The organism is Rhodoferax sp. GW821-FHT09E07, from assembly GCF_059416145.1.
In genome coordinates, this window is sequence record NZ_JBWKOP010000006.1 from 162,835 (window position 1) to 189,066 (window position 26,232).

20 protein-coding genes and 1 riboswitch are annotated in these 26,232 nt (G+C 63.3%); of the genes, 6 read left to right on the plus strand and 14 right to left on the minus strand.

The features are described 5' to 3' along the window. Positions 1 to 31: 31 nt before the first annotated feature. The 7 genes from AC07OE_RS13290 to AC07OE_RS13320 form a co-directional block, all read right to left on the minus strand. Positions 32 to 1,270, minus strand: coding sequence for a type II secretion system F family protein (locus tag AC07OE_RS13290; RefSeq protein WP_495071044.1), 1,239 nt, complete (start codon positions 1,268 to 1,270; stop codon positions 32 to 34). After that, positions 1,270 to 3,045 carry a GspE/PulE family protein gene (locus tag AC07OE_RS13295; RefSeq protein WP_495071272.1) on the minus strand — a complete coding sequence of 592 codons (1,776 nt, stop codon included), beginning with the start codon at positions 3,043 to 3,045 and terminating at the stop codon, positions 1,270 to 1,272. The genes AC07OE_RS13290 and AC07OE_RS13295 overlap by 1 nt, the downstream gene beginning before the upstream one ends. An 89-nt stretch (positions 3,046 to 3,134) precedes the next feature. Beyond that, positions 3,135 to 3,899, minus strand: coding sequence for an outer membrane lipoprotein (locus AC07OE_RS13300; protein ID WP_495071045.1), 765 nt, complete (start codon positions 3,897 to 3,899; stop codon positions 3,135 to 3,137). A 121-nt stretch (positions 3,900 to 4,020) separates the two neighbouring features. After that, positions 4,021 to 6,732, minus strand: coding sequence for a methionine synthase (gene metH / locus AC07OE_RS13305; protein ID WP_495071273.1), 2,712 nt, complete (start codon positions 6,730 to 6,732; stop codon positions 4,021 to 4,023). Positions 6,733 to 6,816: 84 nt separating this feature from the next. Continuing rightward, the gene (locus AC07OE_RS13310; RefSeq protein ID WP_495071046.1) at positions 6,817 to 7,815 is read right to left on the minus strand and encodes a Gfo/Idh/MocA family protein; all 999 of its coding nucleotides are present in this window, start codon (positions 7,813 to 7,815) and stop codon (positions 6,817 to 6,819) included. Positions 7,816 to 7,830: 15 nt separating this feature from the next. Continuing rightward, positions 7,831 to 8,907, minus strand: a complete 1,077-nt coding sequence (locus tag AC07OE_RS13315; RefSeq protein ID WP_495071047.1) for a homocysteine S-methyltransferase family protein — start codon at positions 8,905 to 8,907, stop codon at positions 7,831 to 7,833. 24 nt (positions 8,908 to 8,931) lie between these two features. Next, positions 8,932 to 9,024, minus strand: a riboswitch (S-adenosyl-L-homocysteine riboswitch). Between the two features lie 45 nt (positions 9,025 to 9,069). After that, positions 9,070 to 11,331 carry an EAL domain-containing protein gene (locus AC07OE_RS13320; RefSeq protein WP_495071048.1) on the minus strand — a complete coding sequence of 754 codons (2,262 nt, stop codon included), beginning with the start codon at positions 11,329 to 11,331 and terminating at the stop codon, positions 9,070 to 9,072. A 131-nt stretch (positions 11,332 to 11,462) separates the two neighbouring features. Between AC07OE_RS13320 and recQ the strand changes: the two genes are divergently transcribed. Beyond that, on the plus strand, positions 11,463 to 13,346 hold the full coding sequence (gene recQ / locus AC07OE_RS13325; protein WP_495071274.1) for a DNA helicase RecQ: 1,884 nt from the start codon (positions 11,463 to 11,465) through the stop codon (positions 13,344 to 13,346). Positions 13,347 to 13,359: 13 nt separating this feature from the next. Here recQ and AC07OE_RS13330 read toward each other — a convergent pair whose 3' ends face one another. Both AC07OE_RS13330 and AC07OE_RS13335 read right to left on the minus strand, forming a co-directional pair. Continuing rightward, positions 13,360 to 13,653 carry a hypothetical protein gene (locus AC07OE_RS13330; protein WP_495071049.1) on the minus strand — a complete coding sequence of 98 codons (294 nt, stop codon included), beginning with the start codon at positions 13,651 to 13,653 and terminating at the stop codon, positions 13,360 to 13,362. Positions 13,654 to 13,794: 141 nt separating this feature from the next. Further along, the gene (locus tag AC07OE_RS13335) at positions 13,795 to 16,128 is read right to left on the minus strand and encodes an ATP-binding protein (RefSeq protein WP_495071050.1); all 2,334 of its coding nucleotides are present in this window, start codon (positions 16,126 to 16,128) and stop codon (positions 13,795 to 13,797) included. 195 nt (positions 16,129 to 16,323) lie between these two features. On the opposite strand from AC07OE_RS13335, the gene AC07OE_RS13340 reads away from it, so the two are divergent. After that, positions 16,324 to 16,464, plus strand: coding sequence for a hypothetical protein (locus AC07OE_RS13340; protein ID WP_495071051.1), 141 nt, complete (start codon positions 16,324 to 16,326; stop codon positions 16,462 to 16,464). Positions 16,465 to 16,852: 388 nt separating this feature from the next. Next, a complete protein-coding gene (locus tag AC07OE_RS13345; protein ID WP_495071052.1) occupies positions 16,853 to 18,736 on the plus strand; it encodes a phosphoenolpyruvate carboxykinase (GTP) in 1,884 nt (627 codons plus the stop codon). Between the two features lie 124 nt (positions 18,737 to 18,860). Here AC07OE_RS13345 and AC07OE_RS13350 read toward each other — a convergent pair whose 3' ends face one another. Then, positions 18,861 to 19,268 (minus strand): hypothetical protein, encoded by a 408-nt coding sequence (locus AC07OE_RS13350; protein ID WP_495071053.1) that lies wholly within the window; start codon positions 19,266 to 19,268, stop codon positions 18,861 to 18,863. Between the two features lie 129 nt (positions 19,269 to 19,397). Between AC07OE_RS13350 and AC07OE_RS13355 the strand changes: the two genes are divergently transcribed. After that, positions 19,398 to 20,360, plus strand: coding sequence for a LysR family transcriptional regulator (locus AC07OE_RS13355; RefSeq protein ID WP_495071054.1), 963 nt, complete (start codon positions 19,398 to 19,400; stop codon positions 20,358 to 20,360). Further along, a complete protein-coding gene (locus AC07OE_RS13360) occupies positions 20,357 to 21,163 on the plus strand; it encodes a metallophosphoesterase (protein WP_495071055.1) in 807 nt (268 codons plus the stop codon). Before AC07OE_RS13355 ends, AC07OE_RS13360 begins: the two co-directional genes overlap by 4 nt. A 49-nt stretch (positions 21,164 to 21,212) precedes the next feature. Here the strand turns inward: AC07OE_RS13360 and AC07OE_RS13365 are convergent, their stop codons facing one another. Beyond that, the gene (locus AC07OE_RS13365; protein WP_495071056.1) at positions 21,213 to 22,097 is read right to left on the minus strand and encodes a DNA ligase; all 885 of its coding nucleotides are present in this window, start codon (positions 22,095 to 22,097) and stop codon (positions 21,213 to 21,215) included. A 95-nt stretch (positions 22,098 to 22,192) separates the two neighbouring features. Here AC07OE_RS13365 and AC07OE_RS13370 point away from each other — a divergent pair, with 95 nt between their 5' ends. Beyond that, positions 22,193 to 22,615 carry a universal stress protein gene (locus tag AC07OE_RS13370; protein WP_495071057.1) on the plus strand — a complete coding sequence of 141 codons (423 nt, stop codon included), beginning with the start codon at positions 22,193 to 22,195 and terminating at the stop codon, positions 22,613 to 22,615. Between the two features lie 6 nt (positions 22,616 to 22,621). On the opposite strand, the gene AC07OE_RS13375 is transcribed toward AC07OE_RS13370, so the two are convergent. The 3 genes from AC07OE_RS13375 to AC07OE_RS13385 are packed head-to-tail and all read right to left on the minus strand — an operon-like array spanning position 22,622 to position 26,232. Beyond that, positions 22,622 to 23,551, minus strand: a complete 930-nt coding sequence (locus AC07OE_RS13375; RefSeq protein WP_495071058.1) for an NAD(P)-dependent oxidoreductase — start codon at positions 23,549 to 23,551, stop codon at positions 22,622 to 22,624. Positions 23,552 to 23,557: 6 nt separating this feature from the next. Continuing rightward, positions 23,558 to 24,541 carry an aldo/keto reductase gene (locus AC07OE_RS13380; RefSeq protein ID WP_495071059.1) on the minus strand — a complete coding sequence of 328 codons (984 nt, stop codon included), beginning with the start codon at positions 24,539 to 24,541 and terminating at the stop codon, positions 23,558 to 23,560. A 41-nt stretch (positions 24,542 to 24,582) separates the two neighbouring features. After that, positions 24,583 to 26,232 (minus strand): methyl-accepting chemotaxis protein, encoded by a 1,650-nt coding sequence (locus tag AC07OE_RS13385; RefSeq protein ID WP_495071060.1) that lies wholly within the window; start codon positions 26,230 to 26,232, stop codon positions 24,583 to 24,585.

The window sequence follows — 26,232 nt, forward strand, 5'->3', positions numbered from 1 at the left end:
GCTGCGCAACGGGCCGCACTGCAGCCACCGGTTACCCGCCGCCCCGGCCCATGGCAGCCTGGCCCATGTTCCACAACGGCAAGAACACGCCCAATGCCAATAACAGCACCAGCACGCCAATCACCGCCAGCAAAATCGGTTCGATGGAGGCGGACAAGCCCTTGATGCTGTAGTCCGTGTCGCGCTCGTACATGGCCGCGATCTCGAACAGCAAATTGTCCAGCTCACCAGTTTCCTCGCCCACATTGATCATTTGCAGCACCACGGGGGTGAACACCCCAGTGGCCGCCGCGCAGCGCGAGATGCTTTCTCCGCGTTCAATGCCATCGCGCATTTGTTCAACGCGGCTGCCAATGAAGGCGTTGTCCACCGTTTGCGCCACCACGGTCAGCGCCTGCACCAAGGGCACGCCGCTTTGGCTGGACAGCGCAAAGCTGCGGGCAAAACGAGCCAGCGTGGCCTTCAGAATGATGTCGCCAATGATGGGGAGCTTGAGCTTGCGCGAGTCCCAGCGGTAACGCCCCTCTGGGGTGCGCACATAGGCCCGCACCGCCACAGTCCCTACAAACACCAGCGCCAACAGCAGGGGCCACCAGGCAATCATCCAGCCGGAAAATGCCAGCAGACCGCGGGTAATCAGGGGCAGCTGGGTGTTGAACCCCGCAAACACCTTGGCAAACACCGGTATCACGAAGACATTCAGGATGACGATGGCGATCGCCATCGCAATCATCACAAACGTGGGATAGCGCGTGGCCTGCTTGATGCGTTCACGTACATCGCGCTCAAACTCCATGTGCTCCGTCAGGCGCATGAAGACCTCAGTCAGCCGTCCTGTCATCTCGCCCACGCGAATCATGGAGATATAGAACCCACCAAACAGCGCCCCGTGGCGCGCCAACGCAGCGGACAGTTCACGCCCCTGGTCCAGGCTGGCGCGTATGTCTTTCAGCATGTCCACCATGGCGGGCTTGGTAGCGGAGGCCTCCAGCCCCGCAAACGCGCGCAAGATAGGCACCCCCGCCTTGTTCAGCGTGTACATCTGGCGCGAGAAGATCAATAAGTCTTCCACCACAACAGGTTTTCGGTTCAGGCGGGCCAATAGGCCTTCAGTGGACTTTTCTTCCTTAACCGCAGCCAGCGCAATGTGCACTGGCGCCACACCGATCGACAACAGCTGGTCCGCCACACCGCCCTCGGTCAGCGCCTCCAGCTGTCCAGTGACCGCCTCACCCCGGTTATTGCGGCCGCGCCACGTGTAGACCGCCATCAGGTGGCCTCGGGATCGAGGTCGTCGTCGGCGTCAAAACCAATGCGCAGCGCCTCCGCCAACGAAGTGCGCCCCTGACGCACCATCTCCAACGCATGGTGGGCCATGGTCTGCCCCTTCATGCGTTCCCGCGCAGTGCGCATGAAGTTTGCGGGATCGGAGTGAGAGGCCGCGTGTGTCAACACCGCATCCATCTCCAGCAATTCATACACCCCTTGCCGGCCGGCGTAGCCCGTGCCATTGCAATGTGAGCACCCGAGCCCGCGCTTGGGCGTCAACGTGGTACCAGGCGCCAGCATGGTGTCCAGCCAAGACTGCTCCTGGGGTGAAGGTGCATGCGGCGCCGAGCACTCGGGGCAATTCAGACGCACCAATCGCTGCGCAATCACAGCCTGTAAAGAAGTCGCCACCATGAAAGGCGGCACCCCCATGTCCAACAGGCGGAACGGCGTGCTGATGGCATCGCGCGTGTGCAGCGTGGACAGCACCAGGTGCCCGGTGATGGCCGCACGCAAGCCGATTTCGGCGGTCTCCGCGTCACGCATTTCACCGACCAGGATCACGTCCGGGTCTTGTCGCAGACAAGCGCGCAGAACACGCGCAAAGCTCAATTCGATCTTGTCGTTGACCTGCACCTGGGTGATGGCAGGCAGGCGGTATTCCACCGGGTCTTCCACGGTGATGACCTTGAGCTCGGCAGCATTAATCTCGGCCAACGCGGCATACAAGGTCGTTGTCTTGCCGGACCCGGTGGGGCCGGTAACCAGCACCATGCCTGAGCTGCGCGACAGCACTTCACGAAAACGCTTGAGCATGCCCGGCGGCATGCCGATGGTGTCCAACTTGCGCATGCCCGCGCCCTGGTTCAGCAGGCGCATGACGGCAGATTCGCCATAGGTCGTGGGTAGTGTGGACAAACGCACGTCGATCGTGTTGTCTTTCAGGCGCACGCTGAAGCGGCCGTCCTGAGGCAAGCGCTTCTCGGAAATGTCCAGCCCGGCCATGAGTTTGAGACGTTGGGCCAGCGCGCCACCAATGCGCTTGTCGGCCTGGGTTTGGGTTTGCAGCACGCCATCCACGCGCACGCGAATTTGCAGAAAGCCCTCTTGCGGCTCGATGTGCACGTCGGACGCCCCCACTTGCATGGCGTCTTCAAACAAGGACTGCAGCAGGCGCACCACGGGTGCACCTTCAATGCCGACCGTAGCCGTCAGCTCACCAAAGTCCACCGCATCGCCCAAATCTTTTTCCAGGGCGCGGGCCAGGCCGCTGATTTCTTCGGTGCGGCGGTACAAGCGGTCAAACGCCAGCGCCAATTGGCTCTCTGGCACCGCGGCAATGCCGATGTTGCGCTTGAGCAGACGCGTCAACTCATCGTAGGCGAACAAATCCAGCGGGTCGGCCAAAGCGACCAACAGGCTGTCGCCTTTGTCCTCCAGCACCAATGCACGGAAGCGCCGGGCGGCGCTCTCGGGCAGCAGCTTCACCACATCGGCCCGGAAGGGAAAGGTCTTGAGGTTGACGAAGGGGATACGCAGCTGGCGGGCCAAACCATTGGCCAAGAGCTCTTCGGTAATGACTCCGGTTTCGATGAGCAGGCGCCCCACCTTCTTGCCGGTGGTGCGTTGCAGCTCCAGGGTCTGTTGCAGCTGCTCCTGGGAAATCAGGCGCTGCTGGACCAGCACGTCACCCAGCCGCAGTTTCTCAGGGCGACCGGGGGGCGGAGGCGATGACGGGCGAGGCCCATCGGGCGCACCGGGCGCTGCCGTTGCCATATTCATGCGCTATTCCTTTTGCGGTTTGCAAAAATAATAGCACGCAAGCCAAGTTCAAAGGGGGCTAAGCACCCCCGAGTTGCTTCTGATCAGGCAGCGGGCGCCGGTTCGTTGGCGGGGCTGATGCTGTCGCCCTCTACCTTCACATGCGCGCCCACCGTAGCCGGACTGCTCTGTTCAATGGTGCGCACGGAGCCGTCTTCCATGCGGACGTCTACCCGGTAGACCAGGTCTTTCTTCATCTTCTTCTCTACGGTGTTGCCGGCCCACCCCCCGCCCAGCACACCAGCAATCGTGGCCAGCGCCTTGCCGTCGCCACCGCCAAACTGATTGCCCACCAACCCGCCCAAGACCGCACCGGCCACCGCGCCAGCACCGCTGGGCTTGGCTTCCCGCTCCACCGGGGTGACGGATTCCACCGTGCCGCACACGGCACATACGGCGCGTGCTGGCCGATTGGATGCTACGGGCACGCCAGCGCTGGGCGGCGCCGTATCCATCACCTCCCACGGATCCTTGGCTTGGGGCTTGGCGGCCACCGTAGTGTGCGCCTTGGTAGCAGCATTGGCAGATGGTGATTTCACTATCTTTTTAGGAGCAACAGGCACAGATTTGACGGGGGCTTCTGTCACTATTTCTTCACTTTTAGTTGCCAACTCAGGTTCCAGCACCGACGCGACGGTGGCCACGGGCGTCAGCGGCGTGGCCGGAGCCACCTGGTCAGCGCTCTGGCGATTCACCTGCACCAGTGCGGCCCCCAGGGCCAACGTGGTCGCCCCCAAGGCGGCAATGACAGCCCACAGCATCCGGTGGGCGGCAGGTTGCGGCACGCCGGGAATGGTGACAGTACTCATGATTTTCCTCCTGCAAAAGGGGCTTGGCGCCCGTTCAGCCAAAGGTACACACCGCGCCCCACAGCGGCGTGTCTGATTTGTAACGCTGGGTAAAGCCAGCGCTACGGGCGGCCCCAACTGCTTACAAATTCGGGGCCAGCAGGCGCTCCAGCTCGGTCTGGTTCAGGTTGCGGCGGCGGGCCAGGTCCTGCACTTGGTCGTCCGAAATCTTGCCTACGTTGAAATAGGTGGCGTCCGGGTGTCCGATGTAGAAACCGCTGACGCTGGCCGCGGGCGTCATGGCCAGGCTTTCGGTCACCGCCATGCCAATCTCTTCGCACTGCAGCAGGTCAAACATGTCTTTCTTGACGCTGTGGTCCGGGCAGGCCGGGTAACCTGGCGCAGGGCGGATGCCCTTGTACTTCTCGGCGATCAGGTCCTCGTTGCTCAGCGCCTCGTCGGCCGCGTAGCCCCACAGGTCGGTGCGCACGCGGTGGTGCAGCGCTTCGGCAAAGGCTTCGGCCAGGCGGTCGGCAATCGACTTGAGCATGATGGCAGAGTAGTCGTCCAGGTCGTCCAGGAAGTACTTTTCCTTCTTGTCCACCCCAATACCCGCGGTCACGGCAAACAGGCCCGCGTAGTCCGCCTTCACACCCTTGGGCGCGATAAAGTCGGCCAGGCAGCGGCTGGGGCGCATCACGCCGTCGATCTCCTGCTTCTCGGTTTGCTGGCGCAGGCCGTACCAGGTCATGGCGACCTCAGAGCGGGTTTCATCGGTATAGAACTCGATGTCATCGTCGTTCACCGTGTTGGCCGGGTACAGCGCCACCACGGCGTTGGCCGTGAGCCAACGGCCTTCGATCAGGCGCTTGAGCATGCGCTGGCCGTCGGCGTAGACCCGCACGGCCTCGGTACCCACCACCTCGTCCTTCAGGATGGCCGGGAACGGGCCAGCCAGGTCCCAGGTCTGGAAGAACGGGCCCCAGTCGATGTACTTGGCGAGCTCGCCCAGGTCAAAGTTCTTGAAAACACGGCGGCCAATGAACTTGGGCGTGGTGGGCTGGTACGCGGCCCAGTCGATCGGCGTCTTGTTGGCGCGCGCCTTGGTCAGGGGCCACAGCGGCGTCTGCTTCTTGTTGGCGTGCTGGTGGCGCACCTTGTCGTAGTCGGCGTTGAGCTCGTCGATGTACCTGGCGGCCTGCTCACTCAGCAGGCTTTGCGCCACGCTCACGCTGCGCGAAGCATCGGGCACGTAAACCACGGGACCTTCGTAGTGCGGCGAGATCTTCACCGCCGTGTGCACGCGGCTGGTGGTGGCACCGCCGATGAGCAGCGGAATCTTCTTGATGCGGAAGTAGTCGTCCTTCTGCATCTCGCCAGCCACGTATTGCATCTCTTCCAGGCTGGGCGTGATCAGGCCAGACAGGCCGATGATGTCCGCGCCTTCGAGCTTGGCGCGCGCCAAGATTTCGTGGCAGGGCACCATCACCCCCATGTTGACGACGTCAAAGTTGTTGCACTGCAAGACCACGGTGACGATGTTCTTGCCGATGTCGTGCACATCGCCCTTGACCGTAGCAATCACGATCTTGCCTTTGGCCTTGGCTTCTCCGCCAGCTTCCACCATGGCTAGCTTCTCGGCCTCGATATACGGCAACAGATGCGCCACAGCGCTCTTCATCACGCGCGCACTCTTCACCACCTGAGGCAGGAACATCTTGCCCTGGCCAAACAGGTCGCCCACCACGTTCATGCCGTCCATGAGCGGGCCTTCGATCACGTGCAACGGGCGGCCGCCCTTGGCCAGGATGCCGCGGTAGGCCTCTTCAGTGTCTTCCACGATGAAGTCGGTGATGCCATGCACCAGCGCGTGGCTCAGGCGTGCGCCCACGGACGCAGGGGCCTCGGCTGTGCCGCGCCACTCCAGCTTCTTGCTCTCGTCCTTGGCGCCGCTCTTGGCGGTTTCGGCAATCTCCACCAGGCGCTCGCCCGCATCGGGGCGGCGGTTCAGCACCACGTCTTCCACGCGCTCGCGCAGCGCGGGCTCCAGATCGTCGTACACACCGACCATGCCCGCGTTAACGATGCCCATGTCCATGCCCGCCTTAATGGCGTGGTACAGAAAGACGGTGTGGATGGCCTCGCGCACCGGGTCGTTGCCGCGGAAGCTGAAGGACACGTTGGACACGCCGCCGCTGACCTTGGCGCCAGGCAGGTTCTGCTTGATCCAGCGCGTGGCCTCGATGAAGTCCACCGCGTAGTTGTTGTGCTCTTCGATGCCCGTGGCAATAGCAAAGATGTTGGGGTCGAAGATGATGTCTTCGGGAGGAAAGTCCACCTCGTCCACCAAGATGCGGTAGGCGCGTTCGCAGATCTCGACCTTACGTTCGTAGGTATCGGCCTGGCCCTTTTCGTCAAACGCCATCACCACGGCAGCAGCGCCATAGCGGCGCAGCAGTTTGGCCTGGTGTTTGAAAGCATCCAGGCCTTCCTTCATGCTGATGGAATTCACCACCGCCTTGCCCTGCACGCAGCGCAGACCGGCCTCGATCACGCTCCATTTGGAGCTGTCGATCATGATGGGCACACGGGAAATATCGGGCTCGGAGGCGATCAGGTTCAGAAAGCGCACCATGGCGGCCTGGCTGTCCAGCATGGCCTCGTCCATGTTGATGTCGATGATCTGCGCACCGTTTTCCACCTGCTGGCGCGCCACGGCCAGCGCTTCTTCAAACTGCCCGTTCAAGATCATGCGGGCAAAGGCCTTGGAACCGGTGACGTTGGTGCGCTCACCCACGTTGACGAACAGGCTGTTGCTGTCAATCAGGACCGGCTCGAGGCCGGAGAGCATCATGGGTGCTACGTTTTTGGTAGCTAGTGGTGCAGTGTTTACGGGGGCTTGGGACATAAAAGACCTGTAATTCAGTTCAAGGCGGCTTTACACCGCAACCCAGCTGCCACTGCGCTGGGAGGCAAACAGCGCGTCGATGATGCGCATGTTCTGGATAGCGTCTTCCACACCGTAGTGCAAGGGTTGCGCACCACGGATGGCCAGCGAGAAGGCATCGCCCTCCAGGCTGTACTGGTCGCAGGCGGGAAACGTCTCCACCACCGCAGCCCGGCCGCCCAGCACCTTGCCGTCGTCCACAAAAATGTGGGTTTCCTGGCCCTGGGGCGCGTTGAACGGAATCTCGATCTCCACGCGCTTCTCGGTCCCGATGGCCTGCACGCGCTGGTAAGGCGTGCTTTGCATGGACACCGTGAAATCCAGCCGGCGGCCATGGCCAAAGTCCAGCAAGGCGCTGAAGCTGCGGTCCACGCCAAAGTCGGGGTCCATATCCGCCAGCGCCATCACACGCACCGGCTCGGCCCCAAACAAGAAACGACCGGCCACGATGGGGTAGCAGCCAATGTCCATCAGCGCGCCGCCGCCCTTGCTCGCGTCGTTGCGGATGTTCTCGGCATTGCGGTTGAAGTACGAGAACCACGCCTGCACCGTGCGCAGTTCCCCTAGCGCACCGCTTTGCACCAGCTCGCGCGTGCGCAGCCACTGGGGGTGAAAGCGCACCATGAAAGCTTCCATGATGTGCACCTTGTCGCCCACCTCGCGCAGCTGCGCGGCTTCCTCGGCGTTCAGCGCAATGGGTTTTTCGCACAGCACGTGCTTGCCGGCGCGCGCGGCGGCCAGCGTCATGGGCACGTGCAGGTCATTGGGCAGGGGGTTATAAATGGCCTCGATGGCGGGGTCGGCCAGTAGCTCTTCGTAGGAACCGTAGGCCTTGGGAATGCCCAGCTTGTCCGCCGCCGCGCGCGCGGACGACAGCGAGCGTGACGCAACCGCCTGCACATCACACCACTGGCTGCGCATCAGCGCGGGAGTGACTTTTTCCATGCCGATCTTGGCGGTGCTCAGCACGCCCCAGGTGACTTTTTTCATTGCGATGTCCTCAGTTCAGGCGGCTTCTTTGTAGAAAAAATTGCGTTGCACGCCGCGCGTGGCAATCGGGTTCACCGCATGGGCGATGGCACCAATGTGGTCGGGCGTGGTGCCGCAGCAGCCACCCACGATGTTGACCAAACCCTCTTCCGCAAACTCACGCACCAGGCGGCTGGTCACGTCCGGGGTTTCGTCAAAACCCGTGTCGCTCATGGGGTTGGGCAGACCGGCGTTGGGGTAGCAGCTGATGAAGGTGTCGGGCGCCACCTTGTTCAGCTCCTGGATGTAGGGGCGCATCAGCGCCGCACCCAGCGCGCAGTTCAGGCCGATGGCCAGGGGCTGGGCGTGGCGCACGCTGTGCCAGAAGGCCGTGACAGTCTGGCCCGAGAGGATGCGGCCGGACGCATCGGTCACCGTGCCGCTGATGATGATGGGCAGGCGCTCGCCGCTGGCCTCGAAGTACTCGTCCACGGCAAACAAGGCCGCCTTGGCATTGAGCGTGTCAAAGATGGTTTCCACCAGGATCACGTCCGCACCGCCTTCCACCAACGCCTTGGTCTGGTCGTAGTAGGCCGCGCGCAGCTCTTCAAAGGTCACATTGCGCGCACCCGGGTCATTCACATCGGGGCTGATGCTGGCGGTCTTGGGTGTGGGGCCGAGGGCGCCGGCCACGAAGCGGGGCTTGTCGGGCGTGCTGTACTTGTCGCAGGCGGCGCGGGCCAGTTGGGCGGACACCCGATTCATTTCGATGGCCAGGTCCGCCATGTCGTAGTCGGCCTGGGCCACGGTGGTGGCGCCAAAGGTGTTGGTCTCGATCAGGTCGGCGCCCGCTGCCAGATAGCGCTCGTGGATGTCACTGATGACGTCAGGCCGGGTCAGGCTCAGCAACTCGTTATTGCCTTTCACGTCCTTGTGAAAGTCCTTGAATCGGTCGCCTTGGTTGCCGGGGCCGGTGTAGCCCTCGCCGCGGTACTGCGCCTCGCCCAGCTTGAAGCGCTGGATCATGGTGCCCATGGCACCGTCCAGAATGGCGATGCGCTTCTCCAGAATGCCGGGAAGGGCTTGTGCGCGGGTGTAGGTGATGGGCTTCATGGTGCGGCTCACTGTGTGGTTTTAAACAAGTGAGCGCAGTTGGGAGTCCCAAGCCTGACCGGAGGCCTGCCGGTCCATGTCTGGAGGCAGGCGCCAGCTGCAGCGCCCCTTGGGATGCGTGATTTTAGTTCACAACGCAGCGGTCGTGAAAGCGGCAGGGTCTCAGGCCTGCCCCAGGTGCAGGGCCAGCAACTCGTCCAGCGGCATGGGATAGCCCACCGAATAGCCCTGTGCATAGTGCACACCAAAGCCACGCAGCAGCTCCAGCGCGGCCGGGCTCTCGACAAACTCGGCCACGGTCTCCTTGCCCATCAGGCTGCCAATCTCATGGATGGACTTGACCATGGCCAGGCTGATAGGGTCGGTGGCGATGTCGCGCACAAACTGGCCGTCGATCTTCAGCACATCCACCGGCAGGTTGCGCAAATAGGCAAACGAGGAGAGGCCGCTGCCAAAGTCGTCCAGCGAGAGCTTGCAGCCCAGCTGGCGCAAGGTGTCGATGAAATGCTGCGCGGTGTGCAGATTGCTGATGGCAGCGGTTTCCGTAATCTCAAAACACAACTTGCGGCAAGGCAGGGGTGTATGGGCCAGCGTGTCCAGTACAAAGGCCATGAACACCTCATCCCCCAGCGACTGGCCGGAGAGGTTGATCGAGCACTGGTCGATCTGGTCTTGGTGCTGCACCATCCATTGCAGCGCATGGGTCACCACCCAGCGGTCCACGCGGGCAGCCAGGTGGTAGCGCTCCACCGCCGGCATGAACTGGCCCGGCAGCACCAGCGCACCCGCCTCATCGCGCATGCGCAGCAAAAATTCGCAGTGCAGCCCGGCCCGGGGGCCCGGGTTCACGGGCACGATGGCCTGGCCATAGAGCACAAACCGGTCCTGCTGCAGCGCCCGCTCGATACGGCTCACCCACTCCATCACGCCGTAGCGTTGGGCCAACGCCGGATCATCACTGGCGTACACATGGATGCGGCCGCGCCCGGAGTCCTTGGCCACGTAGCAGGCACTGTCAGCGGCTTGCAGCAAAGCCCCCACACTTTCGCTCTGCGCATCCAGCACCACCATGCCCACGCTCACGCCCACACCAAAGCTCTGGTCGCGCCAGACAAAGCGGTAGGCGGCCAGGCTGAGCTGCAGGCGCTCGGCCACGCGCAAGGCCTGGGCCACGGTCTGATGGGTCAGGATGATGCCGAACTCATCCCCGCCAATGCGGCACAGGTGGTCTTCGTCGCGCAGCACTTCCAGGAAGAGCTGCGCCGTCTGGCGCAGCAGTTCATCGCCGGCCGTATGACCACAGGTGTCGTTGACCACCTTGAACTCATCCAGATCCAGATAGCAGACCACGTGGCGCTGCTCCTGGTCACGGGTGTGCTCAAAGTACTCTGTCAGTGCCTGCTCAAAGGCACGGCGGTTGCCCAAGCCCGTCAATTCGTCGTGCGTGGCCTGGAAGGCGATTTCCTGGCTCAGGCGACGCTGTTCGGTCACATCGCGGAACACCAGCACCGCGCCCTGCACATCACCATCGGCATCTCGAATGGGGGAAACGGCCGCCTCCACCAGCAAACTGCCCTCCACGCGATGTGCCAGGCTGAGCTGGGGGTAGCGTTGGGTCTCTGCCGTCGCAATCGCTTGGACCACCAGATCGGCGCCAGGCGCCAGCACCCCCGTGTCATTCAGGTGAAACACGGTCTGGTAAGGGTGGCCTACCGCACTGGCCAGCGGCCAGCCTGTCAGCGTCTCGGCCACCGGATTGATATAGAGCAGTTCCCCCTCGGCATTGGTGGTGATGACCGCGTCACTGATGGAGTGCAGGGTGACCTGCAGGCGCTCTTTCTCTTGGTACAGCGCGTCTTCGGCAAATTTGCGTGCCTGCATGAAGCGCACCCGGTCCAGCGCCACGGCCACATGGCCAGCCAGCGCCTGCATGAAATCCAGCTGCCATTCCACCGGCGGGCGCACGCCCTCCGCGTCGCCAAAGGTGCCGATGCCCACCACCCCCAGGCGCTCATCTGCCAGCAGCAGGGGAACATTGATGATGGTGCGGTTGTGCAACTGGGCCACCACCTCTTTGTTGGTGCGCGGGTCCGTGCGGGCATCATTGACCACCACCACATGGTCCGCGGACAAGATCTCCTCCAGCATGCGGTCGCCCGCTATGGGGATTTCCATGGTCTGCGCCTTGGCGTGCATGGCCAAGTACTCGGCGTCCGAGGAGGCCTGGCTGATGATGGACACAAACCCCGGCCGGTCTCCGACCAGGGCCAGCCACGCATGGGGATAACCCAGCACCTCTTCCACTGTAGGCGCCACCGCCGCCAGGATGTCCGGCAGACTCCAGGCGCGCTCCAGACGCTTGCACAGCTGCAACAAGGCCTTGGTTTGCAACTGGGTGTCGAGCACTATGGGCTGGTCGATCATGCGCTCAAGTGTAGCGACAGGCTTGCCCGACAATAGGGGAATCACCCTTAGCCCGGCGCCACACGCTGGCGCCGCCAGGTGTTGAATGTTTTAGTGCCCCAGCCCCCGTAACCACTGCGCCACCAGCTCCCATTTTGATAGCAGAAACTTCCACTTCCAGCACCACTCTGGACGCCTGCAGCGACATTCTGCGCACCGTGTTCGGCTACGACGCCTTTCGCGGCCCGCAACAGGCCATCGTGCAGCATGTGGCTGATGGGGGCGATGCACTGGTGCTCATGCCCACAGGCGGCGGCAAGAGCCTGTGCTACCAGGTGCCAGCCATCGTCCGCCAGCAGGCTGGTCAAGGGGCCACCCTGGTCATCTCCCCGCTCATCGCCCTCATGCACGACCAGGTGGGCGCACTGCACGAGGCCGGTGTCAGCGCCGCCTTCCTCAACTCCACGCTCAGCAGCGACGAGGCCTACCAGATCGAGCAACAACTGCTGCGCGGCGAGATCACCCTGCTCTACGCCGCGCCGGAGCGTGTGAACAACGCACGCTTTCTCGCGCTGCTGGATTCGCTGTTCGAGCGCGGCAAGCTCAGCCTGTTTGCCATCGACGAAGCGCATTGCGTGAGCCAGTGGGGCCATGACTTCCGTCCCGACTACCGCAACCTCACGGTGCTGCACGAGCGCTACCCCGGTATCCCCCGCATCGCGCTCACCGCCACCGCGGACGACCTGACGCGCGCCGACATCCTGGAGCGGCTGCAGCTCGAGGACGCGCGCGCCTTCGTCAGCAGCTTTGACCGGCCCAACATCCGCTACACCATCGTCGAGAAAAAAGACTCCACGCTGCAGTTGTTGCGCTTCATTGAGCGCGAGCACGAGGGCGAGGCCGGCATCGTCTACTGCCAGAGCCGCAAAAAGGTGGAAGACATGGCGCAGACGCTGGTGGACGCTGGCATCAAGGCCCTGCCCTACCACGCGGGCCTGGAGCCCAAGGTGCGCCAGGACCACCAGGACCGCTTTCTGCGCGAGGAAGGTATCGTGATGGTGGCCACCATCGCGTTTGGCATGGGCATCGACAAGCCGGACGTGCGCTTTGTCGCCCACCGCGACATGCCCAAGAACATCGAAGGCTATTACCAAGAGACTGGTCGCGCCGGCCGCGATGGCCTGGCCGCCGACGCCTGGATGGCGTATGGCCTGCAGGACGTGGTGAACCAGCGCCGCATGATTGACGAAAGCCCGGCCAGCGAAGAATTCAAACAGGTCATGCGCGGCAAGCTGGATGCCCTGCTGGGCCTGGCCGAAGCCACCGACTGCCGCCGGGTGCGGCTGCTGGGCTACTTTGGGGAGGCCAGCCAGCCCTGTGGCAATTGCGACAACTGCCTGAACCCGCCCGCGGTCTGGGACGGCACCGACGCCGCGCGCAAGCTGCTCTCCACCATCTACCGCATCCAGCAGATGGGCGGCATGACCTTCGGCGCCGGCCACCTGATGGACATCGTGCGTGGCAAGACTACAGAGAAAGTGACCCAGTACAACCATGCCAGCCTGAGCACTTTCGGCCTGGGGTCAGATTTTTCAGAACTGCAGCTGCGCGGCGTTCTGCGCCAACTCATTGCCATGGGGGCCGTGGCGGTGCAAGGAGAGTTCAATACTTTGCAGCTCACGGCCGAATCGCGCGCCGTACTCAAAGGCGAAGTACCGGTGATGTTGCGGGAATCGGTATCCACGCCAGCTGAGCGCAAGAGCCGGCGCAACCCGCGTCTGGGGGCGGTGGTCAAGGCACCGATCAATTTGGACAGCGAAGGCCTGCTGCGCTACTCGGCCCTGAAGGCCTGGCGCGCCGAGGTGGCCAAGGAGCACAACCTGCCCGCCTATGTGATTTTCCACGACGCCACGCTTGCAGCCATTGCGCAGCGGGCACCCCAGAGTCTGGACGACCTGCAGGGCATCAGCGGCATAGGCGCCAAGAAGCTGGAAGCCTATGCCAGCGATGTGCTACGGGTGGTGGCGCTGGAATAAAAAAGGCCGGCGCTCAGTGGCGGCGGAAGCCGCTTTCGTACGCCATGGCGGCGCCGGACATGGTGTTTTGCAGGCGTTCGATGGCACGCAGGTGGCGCGCAGAGCTGGCGGCGTCTGCTGCTTTGGCACGGTGCTGTTGCACCAGGGCCTGGAACTTGGTGCGGCAGGCTTCGAGCGCGCCGGCAAAGTTCAGGGCAATGTACGCCGAGTGGTCCGCATGGGTTTGGCGAAATTCGCCAGACCAGTAGTCAAACAGCTGCCACTTGTAAGTACCTTTTTCAGGCACTTGAATCGTATCTCTGTGCATATATACAGTGCAAAGGGAGAGAAATAGGTACCGACCGCCAGCCAATGTTCCAACGAACTGGGGAAATTCAGTACCCGCCTGTGCCTAATACGCACGAACGTATCGGCTGGTTGACAGGCCGGGCAAAAAATTACGGCGAAGTTACGGCAAAAACCCCATGCCCCGGCTTTCCCGCACCTCGGGCTTGATCCGGTGCTCGGCCTCCAGCTGTTCCAGGAATTCCTCGGGGCTCAGGTTCGCGTCAAGGATCGCGGCCTGGCGCTTGACCGCGGCAAAGTCCCCCAGGCACAGTTGATCCAGCACCGCCAGACGGCGCTCCAGCACCAACGTCAGCCGCTGGGCATCGTCGGCACAAGCCTCCGCCAGGAAAACCGCGGTGCGTTGGGTGGGAGACAGCGGCTTGAACTGGATCTTGAAGGTGAAACGCCGCAGCGCGGCCTGGTCGATGCGGTCCATGAGGTTGGTGGTACAGACAAAAATACCCCGGAAGCGCTCCATGCCCTGGAGCATTTCGTTCACCTCGGTCACCTCGTAGCTGCGCTGGGCGCCGCGGCGGTCCTGCAGAAAGCTGTCTGCCTCGTCCAGCAACAACACCGCCCCCTCCGATTCGGCCTCCCGGAACATGGCCGCCATGTTCTGTTCGGTTTCACCGATGTACTTGCTCATCAGGTCGCTGGCCTGGCGCACCATGAGCGGCTTGTTCAGCGCCTGCGCCAAATGCTCGCCCAAGGCGGTCTTGCCGGTGCCGGGCGGGCCATAAAAGCACAGGGTGCCGTGCCCGCGGGTCTGCAGCGCCTGCACGATACGCGGCAGCTCAAAGCGGGATTCCACATTCAGGTGCCGCAGCTGGTACTGGCTCAGCACCGTGGGCACAGCCGTGGCGGCTGCCGGGTTGCCCAGCGCCAGGTCTGCATTTTTGAGCTGCCGCTCTATTAAGGCCTCCGTACCCGCCGCATCCTCCGCCGCCGCAGTTTCAGTACCGCGGGCCAGCCCCGCAAACCGCACTGCGGTGCGGATTTGCGCCGGCGTCAGCCCCTTGCGGCTGGTGAGACGGGCCACAAAAGCGTCCGAAACCTGCACCCCCTCCAGCGTCTTGCGCACCACCCCCTCGCGCGCGCCGGGCGGCGGCGATTTGAGCTCCAGGTGGTAGGCAAAGCGACGACGAAACGCCGGGTCAATCTGCTCAATGCGGTTGGTCACCCATAGCGTGGGCACCACGTTGGACTCCAGAATCTGGTTCACCCAGGCCTTGCCGCTCACGCTGCCACTGGCCGGCGTAGCCGAGGCATCGGCGCGGGCAATCAGGTGGGCGGCTTCGTTGGACAGAGGGGGGAACACATCCTCCACCTCATCGAACAACAGCGCCGCCTGCGCACTGCCCTTGAGGAACACCTGGGCGATCTGCAGGGAGCGGTAGCGGTCCCGCCCGCTCAGACTGTTGCCATCGCGGTCGGCATACTCCACTTCAAACAGCTCCAGCCCAGCATGCTGGGCCACCACCTTGGCCAGCTCGGTCTTGCCCGTGCCCGGCGGGCCGTAGAGCAGCACGTTGATACCCACTTCCCTGCGCGCCACGGCATTGGCCAGCAAGTTGCACATGACGGACGCGTCTTCGCTGACAAAGTCGAAATCTTGCAACGACAACGTGCTTTTGGTGGATAGCCTGGTGAACACGGCCATCAGCTCGGCCTGGTCGCGGTAGTGGCGCATCAGCACGGGCGGCAGTTTCTCGCTGACCTTCATGAGATCGGCCAGGTCAGTGATGTTGTGCTCGGAGATCAGGTTTTCCACCAGGCCAATGCGCTCCAGCCGTGAACCGACCCGCAGGGCCTCACCGAGCTCCTGGGCGCTGACTCCAGCCACCTCGGCAATGGCGGCATAGGCTTCCGGCGCGTTGTTGACCTTGAACTCCACGAGGATGCTGCGCATGTCGCGCTGGTAGCGCGCCAGCGTGCCGTAGAGCAAGAGCGCACGTTCTGCCTTGTTGAGCTGCAACAGGCCAGCCAGCGCGTTGATGTTCTTCTCCACCAGCGTGGATTGCTTCTTGAGCGCATGGCTGAGCCACTCCCCGGTGACCGACAGCAGGCTGATCAGGTCCTTGGGCTGGTCCTTGGCGTATTCATCCAAAAAGAAGAACACGGTGGCTTCGTCATAAGGGCCGCACCAAACGCCGTAGCGGGCCAAAAACTCATTGGCTTCCAGCGCCTCGTGGCCGCGCCAGAGCTCGTTGCCCTGGCAGCGGCGCGCCAGAAATTCCCGCAAGCGCCCCAGCACGGACACCGGCCACACCAAGTGGCGGCCCGCCAGCCCCACCACGCCGTTGAAATCGCGCCGAACGTTGAAGCTGGCACCCTGTCGCGCGGCCAGCGTCAATACAAAGTGGGAGCACATCAAATCCAACACCGGCGCTTCTTGCAAGCCCGGCGAAGGGATGAGATGCCCACCTAGGGGCTGGAACAGCGAACGCTTGGCCATCAAACGCCTCCAGCACTGCGACGTGCTGAAATGACGATAGCGCAGTCCGGGCCAAGATGGAAGCCTTGGCCAGAAATTTCCGCCAGGCGTGCTGCAGGCCGCAGGTTTTCACGACCCACCGACCTGAAGTGCTGCCAGCCCTGCACCTTGTGGGTAAAATTCGAACTCCCCTAACGAAGAACACAAGGATTGCCCATGTCTGCACCAGACAACCACTCTGACCACCACGCGGAGGATCCCGTGGACGCCGTCGTCCCCATGATGCCCCTGGTGCTCCCACTCGTGGGCGGCGTGCTGATGTTCTTGTTGGCATTCATCGCAGTCTCCATGGCCTGACAGCGCCTCCACCCGGTCTGCGCAACGCACACCGGGTTTGCCATGACGGCCCTGCGCCCGGCATGGCCTGTATTCCTGGCCCCTGCTACACCGCAGGCCGCCAACACCTAAAAATCCCTCTCTTTTGCTGGCGCACTGTCGGAATTCGTGTGGCTTTTGTGCGCCGCAGACCCCACTTCAAGTAAATTTTTTCATATACTTCAATGCATATTACGCATAATTATTTAATGTAATCACTATGTAACTCGGGTACACGTTCTTAGAATTCGGCATGGATGCTTCAGATTTCTGGTCTGAAACACCCCTGTCAGCCGTCTTCTCAAAGTTCGTGGCGCCCCGTTCCCTGCCCTGGTTTTGAAAAGACGATTTTCAAACTTAGGAGCTATTCATGAACGCACCCGTGATGCAGGGTCTCGCCCTCAACACTCCCAGCTACGTTAAAAATGCCGGTCTCATCGCCTGGGTCGCCGACATGGTGGCCTTGTGCAAACCCAAGGATGTCTACTGGTGCGATGGCTCCGAAGAGGAATACCAGCGCCTGTGCCAACAACTGGTGAACGCCGGCACGTTCAAGAAGCTCAACCCCGCCAAGCGCCCCAACAGCTTCCTGGCCTGCTCCGACCCCAGCGACGTGGCCCGCGTGGAAGATCGCACCTATATCTGCTCCGAGAAAAAGGAAAACGCCGGCCCCACCAACAACTGGATGGCGCCTGCCGAGATGCGCAGCTTGCTGCAAACCGGCAAGCCCGGTGAAAAAGCCCTGTTTGACGGCTGCATGAAAGGCCGCACCATGTATGTGGTGCCCTTCTCCATGGGGCCGCTGGGTTCGCACATCGCCCACATTGGCATCGAGCTGTCCGACAGCGCCTATGTGGCGGTGAACCAGCGCATCATGACCCGCATGGGCAAGGCGGTGTATGACGTGTTGGGTGTGGAGGGCGCGTTTGTGCCCTGCGTACACACCGTAGGGGCGCCGTTGGAAGCGGGCCAGCTTGACGTGAAATGGCCGTGCAACAAGACCAAATACATCGTGCATTACCCCGAAACGCGTGAGATCTGGTCTTACGGATCGGGCTATGGCGGCAACGCGCTGCTGGGCAAGAAGTGCTTTGCGCTGCGAATTGCCTCCAACATGGGCCGCGACCAGGGCTGGCTGGCCGAGCACATGCTGATCCTGGGCGTGACCAATCCCCAAGGCAAGAAATACCACGTGGCAGCGGCCTTCCCCAGCGCCTGCGGCAAAACCAACTTCTCCATGCTGGTGCCACCCACTGGCTTCGAAGGCTGGAAAGTCACCACGATTGGTGACGACATTGCATGGATCAAACCCGGTGCCGACGGCAAGCTGTACGCCATCAACCCCGAAGCGGGCTACTTTGGCGTGGCGCCCGGCACCAACTTCCACACCAACCCCAACTGCATGGCCAGCCTGGACAAGAACGTGATCTTCACGAACGTCGCGCTGACTGATGACGGCGATGTGTGGTGGGAAGGCATGGAGAAAGACACCGGCGGCCTGCCCGCGCACCTGATCGACTGGCAAGGCAAAAACTGGACGCCCGCGATTGCCAAGGAAACCGGCGCCAAGGCGGCCCACCCCAACGCCCGTTTCACCGTGGCTGCGGGCAACAACCCTGCGCTGGACAGCCAGTGGGACGACGCCAATGGCGTGGCCATTGACGCCTTCATCTTCGGTGGCCGTCGCTCCACCACCGTGCCGCTGGTGACCGAAGCCCGCAACTGGACTGAAGGCGTCTACATGGCCGCCACCATGGGGTCGGAGACCACCGCCGCCGCCGTGGGCCAGCAGGGCGTGGTGCGCCGCGACCCCTTTGCCATGCTGCCCTTCATGGGCTACAACATGAGCGACTACTTCCAGCACTGGCTCAATATGGGTGACAAGCTGGCCAAGTCGGGCGCCAAGCAGCCCAAGATTTTCACGACCAACTGGTTCCGCAAAGGCGAAGACGGCAAGTTCGTCTGGCCCGGCTATGGCGAGAACATGCGCGTGCTGAAGTGGATGATTGACCGCCTGGAAGGCCAAGCCACCGGCGTGGAAACCGGCTTTGGCGTGGCGCCCCAGTACGGCGAGATCAACTGGACCGGACTGGACTTCAGCCAAGCCCAGTTCGACTCGGTGACCAGCCTGAACAAGGACGACTGGAAAGCCGAGATTGCCCTGCACACCGAGCTGTTCACCCAACTTGCCTACCATTTGCCGAAGGAACTCGAAGAGACCCAAGCCCAACTGGCGCAGCGTTTGGCTGCCTAAAGGGCCATACAAGAAAGACGGGCAGCCAGCACCCCGGCCGAGCCCTGAAAAGCAAAAAAGCCACCGAACCGGTGGCTTTTTTGTGCACGCTACCCAGGATGGCGTGCGGTGAAAGAGCGAAAGCTTAAGCGTCGCTACGGCTGCGCATCACTGCGTGTTGCAACTCAGCCATGATGCGGGGATCGCGGTGGGCGTATTCCCACATTTTTTCTTCCATGGCGCGCTCTTGCGAAGCACGCACCCAGCGCATGATGAGCGCCGAAGCGGCCGAAGAGATCTTGCGCAGGGGGGGAGCCAGCAAGGCCAGCGCGGCAAATGCCACGGTCCACAGGGCCACCCAACCGGCCAGCAAGTGGCCGTCGGCCCAAGTGTCGATCACTTGGTCAGCCACTACCAACAGGGCAGCCAGCACAGCCGCCAGCAGCATGCCAGCCAGGGTGCGGGAGCCTTCGGTCTTACCGGATGTGCGAACGGAGGCAGACTGCGCTACGGGCGCGGAAGCAAAATAGGTAGAAGAGAGTACTTGTGTCATGGTCAACTCCTTGAAAAGGTTGATGCTCACTGGGTTAAATCTTTGAACTGGGTGAATCATAGGGTTTTCCCTCATGCGATTCAACTTTTGGTTAGTGATGTTTACTATTCACCAAAGTTATGATTGGTCATGCCTGCCCCGCCGCTCAACCTGCGCACCTTTGACCTGAACCTGCTCAAGGTGTTTGACACCGTGATGGCCGAACGCAGCCTGACCAAGGCGGCCGAGCAACTGGCCCTGACCCAGCCCGCCGTGAGCAACGCCCTGCGCCGCCTGCGCGATGCCTTGGGCGACGAACTGCTGGTACGCAAGGGCCGCGCGCTGGAGCCCACGCCGCGTGGGCAGGAACTCTGGCCCGCCGTGCGCGAGACCCTGCAGAAGCTACAGACCTCGCTGGCGCCAGCGGTGTTTGAGCCAGCCACCGCCGACAGCACCTTTGTGCTGACCATGGCCGACGCCACCGCCGCCGAGCTGCTGCCGGACCTGGTGGCAGTGCTGGCGCGCAAGGCACCCGGTGTCTCGCTGCGCGTGGTGCCGCTGACCACGCGCGACCCGCGCCGCGTGCTCGACGAAGGCGCGGCCGACCTGGCCATTGGCCACTTTCCCGCCGTCATCACCGACCTCACGGCCCGTGCCCAAGCCGGCGCGGCCGAGACCTTCCACCACCACCGGCTGTTTGTGGGTGATTACGTGTGCGTGATGCGCAAGGACCACCCCCTGACGAAGGGCAAGTTCACGCTGGACCGCTTCTGCGACGCCAGCCACATGCTGGTGAGCTTTTCGGGACGGGCGTTTGGTTTCATCGACGAATCGCTGACCCACCTCAAGCGCACGCGCCGCGTGGTGCTCACGGTGAACCAGTTTTTCACCGCGGGCCGCGTGGTGGTGCACTCCGACCTGCTGACCGTGTTGCCGCGCCACTTTGTGGCCATGACCGGCTATGCCGACCAGCTGGTAATCCGCGAGCTGCCCTTCACCGTGCCGCCGATTCAGGTGGATGCGCTGTGGCACCAGCGGCTGGACGCGGCAGCCCCGCACGTCTGGCTGCGCCAGCAGATTGCCTTGCTAGGCGACCGCCTGTTCTCCGCATGAAGATCCAGCTGCTGTCAGACCTGCACCTGGAAGGCAACCCGCACTGGCAAGCCCAGCCCCTGCCCGGCGCTGACCTGCTGGTGCTGGCCGGCGATGTGGGCTCGTACCAGACTGGCTCGCAATTGACGGACGACGACTTTGGCCTGGGTCGTTTTTCGCCGCTACAGGGCTGGCCCACGCCCGTGGTGTTTGTGCCCGGTAACCACGAGTACGACGGCTTTGATTTCGACGAGGCCCACGCCCGCCTGCGCGCCACCTGCGCGCGGCTGGGCATGCACTGGCTGGAGCGCGAAACGCTAGTGATGCACGGCGTGCGCCTGCTGGGCACCACGCTGTGGACCGACTTTGACGCGCTGGCTGTGAACGCCCCCGAGGCGCAGCAACTCAAGGCGCGCGACAAGGCCTACCGCGCCGCCAACTACTACTTGAAGAAGACCCTGAGCACACGCCATGGCGAGCCCTGGCTGGCCGAGGGCCTGCGCGTGCAGGCGCTGCAATGCCAAGCCTGGCTGCGCGCGGCGCTGGCCACGCCATTTGACGGCCCCACGGTGGTTATCACCCACTTTGCGCCCAGTCTGCTGAGCGCCGACCCGCGCTACGGCCTGGTGCCGGGCACCGCCGGCTTTTGCAACGCGCTGGACGACTTGCTGCCGCAGGCCCAGCTCTGGCTGCACGGCCACCTGCACGCGCCCAGCGACTACCGCGTGGGCGGCTGCCGCGTGGTAGCCAACCCGCTGGGCTATGCGCGCAAGAACGAGCAAGAGGGCTACCAGCCCGACCTCTTGATCGAAATCAGCCCCTAGCCCCCGTCGTTATTGCACTGATTGCTCCCAAATAAGGAGCAAATTAGATTCACAAGCCTGGATCTGCCGCCGTGCGCAGAAAGCTCGCAAAGCGCGGCACACCTTTGTCCGTCACACCGCGGTAGCGGTACGTCACCCAGCTGCCCACGGGCGGCGGGGTCTGGCGCTCGGCGTCGCTAAAGCCAGTACCGAGTTTGAACCGCAGCGCGGGCTGGCCTTCACCGGCCGGCTGCTCCAGCCACAGCGCCCCCAGGCGTCCCGCATGTTTACCCGTGCCCGCCACATGGGCGACCACGCGTGCTTCGGCGTCATCGAAAGGTTTGAATTTGCGCAAGTCATCACTGCGCCGGGCTACATAGTGGGCGCTGCCACGGTGCAGCATTAGCCCTTCGCCGCCAGTACGCACGGTTTCGCTCAGGCGTGCCCGCAGGGCCTGTTGGGTGGTGGCCGGGATCTGCTCTACGGCCACCACCCAGGCCTGGTCCAGCTGCGCCACACGCGCCTGCAGCAACGGCAGGCGTTCATTGAAAGTGCCGACCTCCGCCGGCAGATCGAACACCATGAAGCGCAGAGCGCGCCAGGCCGCGTCGTCGGGCGTCTGCTGACGCACGGTGGACACGGCCTGGCTGAACTGACCGCGCCCGGCCCACAGTTCGCCCTCCATGGCCGTGGCTGGCCAACCGCGGGTGAACCACGCGGGTGCCGCAATCGTATTACCGGCGCGCGTGAGCAGGCGCTGGCCATCCCAGTAGCCGCGTACACCATCGTATTTCTCGCTAACCCAGAAACCGGTGGGGTCGCTGCGACCCTCGTAGGACTTGGCCAGCATGAGGGGCGGGGCGCTGGCGGCCTTTACGGGTCTGGTCCATGGCAGGGACGCGGCGCCCAGGGCCCACACGATGTGACGACGTGAAATCTCTCCTGAATGGCGCATGGCCTTCCCCCTCTTTTTTTATGGTGTTTGACATGGCGCAGAACGTCTGGCCGCGTGCCGCCTAGACTGGGCTTTTCAACCCGAGGAGCGGACGCATGAAAATTCTATTGGCAGTTGACGGCAGCACCTACAGCAAAAAAATGCTGGCCTATCTGGCCACGCACGAAGCCCTGCTCTCCGCGGAACACGACTACACCGTGTTCACCGCTGCGGCCGCCCTGCCAGCGCGCGCCCGCAGCATGGTGGGCAAAGACGTGGTGGAGAGCTACTACGCCGAAGAAAGTGAAAAGGTACTCGCACCAGTTGCCAAATTCTTGTTGCGCCATGGCATTGACGCAAAAACCAGCTGGAAGGCGGGCCACGCAGGTACGCTGATTGCCAAGACCGCCGAGAGCGGCAAGTTTGATTTGCTGGTCATGGGCACCCACGGCCATGGCGCCCTGAGCGGCCTGGTGATGGGTTCTGTCACCACCCACGTGCTGGCGCACTGCAAGGTGCCCGTGTTGCTGGTGCGCTAAGGCGTCTCAGGGTGCATCGGAACTCGGAGCATCCGGGGCCAGATCCACACCGCTGAGCCGCGCCACATACTCTGGCAGCATGGGGATGTAAGCCTCCGCACCACCTGTGGCCAGTGCCATGGCAAACGAATTCTTCACGGCATTGCCCAGGCTATTGGAAATGCCTGCGGCATCGGCCATGGACTCCAGGTAACGCAAATCCTTGAACGCGTTTTTCAGCGTGAACTTGTGGGCATCCCGATTGCCTTCGAGCGTATAGCCCATGAAGGTCTGGTAGAAGCCACAGTCCATGCGGCCGTTGCGCAGCACCGCGTCCACGCGCTGCGGGCCAATACCCACCGACTGCGCCAGCGTCAGCGCCTCCGAGTACAAAGCCGCATACCCGAGCGAGATGAAGTTGTTGATCAGCTTCATGCGGTGCCCGTCGCCAGGCCCTCCGATATGGACAATACGCGCGGCCCAGGTCGCCAGGATGGGGCGAATGCGTTCCATGGTGGCCGCATCGGCGCCCACCATGGTGTCCAGGGTGCCCTCCCAGGCTTCTTTGGGCGTGCGGCTCAGGGGTGCATCCACCAGTGTCACGCCCATGGCGGCCAGCTCGGCGGCCAGCACCACCGTGGAGGTGGGATCGGACGTGGAGCAATCCACCACCACAGAGCCTGGGCGCAAGCCCTTCATTAACCCCTGAGGGCCCCGCACGATGGCCTCCACATCGGGCGAGCCGGTCACACACAACAACACAACGGTGGCGCGCTCGGCGACGGCCTGGGGCGTTTCCACCCGCGCCGCCCCGCGTTGCAGCAAATCGCCCAGCGCTGCCGAGGGCTTGCGCGCGCACACCGTCAGGGCATAGCCCTTGTCCACGATGTTTTTGGCCATGCCATGGCCCATGAGGCCCAGCCCGATAAACCCGATGGTTTCGTGCGGAGGTTGCATGGCGAGCTACCAGCGCTGGTGCACCAGGGGTTTGGCGTAGCGGGTGTAAATGTCGGCCAGGGCCTGCATGGTGGTGTCGCTAAGGGCGGGCAAGTCCGCCGCCGCCACGTTGTCAGCCACCTGTGCCGGGTTCTTGCCGCCGGGGATGGTGCAGGTCACGGCCGGGTGCATCTGGATCCAGCGCAGCGCCATCTGCGCCATGCTCATACCCGCAGGCACCAGCGGGCGCATGGCCTCCACGGCTTGCAGGCCGACGTTGAAGTCCAGCCCCGAAAACGTCTCGCCCTTGTCAAAGGCAGCGCCCTCGCGGTTGAAGCCGCGGTGGTCGTCGGCGCCAAAGGTGCTCTGTGCACTCATCTTGCCGCTGAGCAAGCCGCTGGACAGCGGCAGGCGCGCCAGGATGCCCACGCCGCGCTTTTGCGTCTGCGCAAACAGCAGCTCGGCCGGGCGCTGGCGAAACAGGTTGTAGATGATCTGCACGCTTTGCACGCCGGGGTACTCGATGGCCTTCAGGGCTTCCTCCACCTTTTCAACGCTCACGCCGTAGTGGCGCAGCTTGCCGGCTTTCACCAAGTCGTCCAGCACACCAAACACTTCGGGCATGTAGAACACCTCGGTGGGTGGGCAGTGCAGTTGCAGCAGGTCGATGGCCTCGGTGTTGAGGTTCGTGAGGCTGCGCTCCACAAAGGCGGTGAGGTTGGCACGCGTGAAGCCGGCGGCCACATGCGGGTCCAGCCGGCGGCCGGCCTTGCTAGCCACATAGAAGGGTTCGCTGCGCTCCTTGCGCAGGCGGGCCAGCAGGCGTTCGCTGCGGCCGTCGCCGTAGACATCGGCGGTGTCAAAGAAGTTGACTCCCAGGTCCAACGCGCGGTGCAGCGCGGCCATGGAGTCGTTGTCGTCTACCGCGCCCCAGGTGCCGCCAATGGCCCAGGCGCCGAAGCTGACGGTTGAAATGTTCCAGCCGGTGCGGCCAAGGGGACGGTATTGCATGCAGATGCCTTGCTGTGGATTGCTATGGTTTCAGGAGCGGCCTATGCAGATTTTGCGAGGGCCAGAGGCTTATTTTGCCCAGCTTTCCCTTGCCCTGCAGCGTCCAGCTTGAAAACCGCCACGGTCTGCACCATGCCGGTGGCCTGGGCCTTGAGGCTGCTGGCGGCCGCGGCCATTTGCTCCACCAGTGCCGCGTTCTGCTGCGTGGTCTGGTCCATTTGGGCGACGGCGGCATCCACTTGCTGCACGCCGTGGCTCTGCTCGGAGCTAGCAGCACTGATCTCGCCCATGATTTCAGTGGCACGGCGAATCGCCTGCACCACCTCGGTCATGGTGGCGCCGGCGCGGTCTACCAGCGCCGTACCCTGCTCCACGCGCTCCACGCTGGTGCCAATGAGCTGTTTGATTTCCTTTGCGGCATCGGCGCTGCGCCCAGCCAGGCTGCGTACCTCGGAGGCCACCACGGCAAAGCCGCGGCCCTGCTCGCCAGCGCGCGCGGCTTCCACCGCTGCGTTCAGTGCCAGGATGTTGGTCTGGAAGGCGATGCCATCGATCACGCCAATGATGTCGCTGATCTTGCGGGACGACTCGTTGATACCCTTCATGGTTTGCACCACCTGCCCCACCACCTCGCCGCCCTGGCTGGCCACATTGGAGGCGGTCATGGCGAGCTGGTTGGCCTGGTGGGCGTTGCCCGCGTTGCGCGTGACGGCGGCGCTGAGTTCCTTCATGGACGTAGCGGTTTCCTGCAGGATGCCAGCCTGCTGCTCGGTGCGGTGCGACAGGTCGTGGTTGCCGGCCTCAATCTCGCGCGAGGCCATCTCCACCTGCATGGCCGCGTCGCGCACCTGGGTCACCAGGTGGCTGAGGTTGGTGGACACATCGGACAGCGCACGCACCGTGTGACCCGCCACGTCGTGCGGCTCCACGTCGGCACGCAGCGTCAGGTCGCCACGCTCCAGCGCGGCCGCAATGGCACCGCCCTGGCGCAGCAGACGCGTCAGGTAGCGGCTGCTGGCCCAGCTGATGAGGGTCGACAGTAGTACCGACAAAACTACACAGCCCACAATCAGGCGCATGTTCAGCGTGGCCAGGGCGTCGCCCTTGTCCAGTGACTGTTGGGCAGCATTGGCCTCGCGGCTCAACAGAATCGCGATCTTGTCGGCCGCCACACGGTGCGCGTCATTGAGCATGGTCAGCGCATTGCCGGCGGCATTGGCGTCACCGGCAGGTACCGCAAAGACCTTGTCGTAGCTCGCGTGGTAGGCCGCCACCGCCTCGGTGATGGCCTGCAGGTCATCGGCCAGTTCGCTGTTTTCGGAGTCCGGTGCGGGCGTGCCCACGGCCTGGACCGCCGAGGCAATGGCTTTCTCAAACTCCGCCAACTTGCCGCCCAAACGGGTCTTCATGGAATCCACGATGGCCGCATCGCGTTGCAGGGCCAACGCAGCCACCACTTGCGTCGCACCCAGCTGCAACTCCTGCAAGGCCGACTCGTAGTGGTGCGCCTGGTCAATGTTGACCATGCCCTTGTCGGCCACCTGGTGCAGCTCGCGCGACAGCCCGCTGTTGGCAAACCACGCAATGCCCGAGATCACCAACAGACAGATGGTGGCGAATGCCGGGGGAAGTGCAATCTTGGCGCCCAGTGGCAAACGCAGAAACCAGAGCAGTGGCGACGGCAAGCGCAT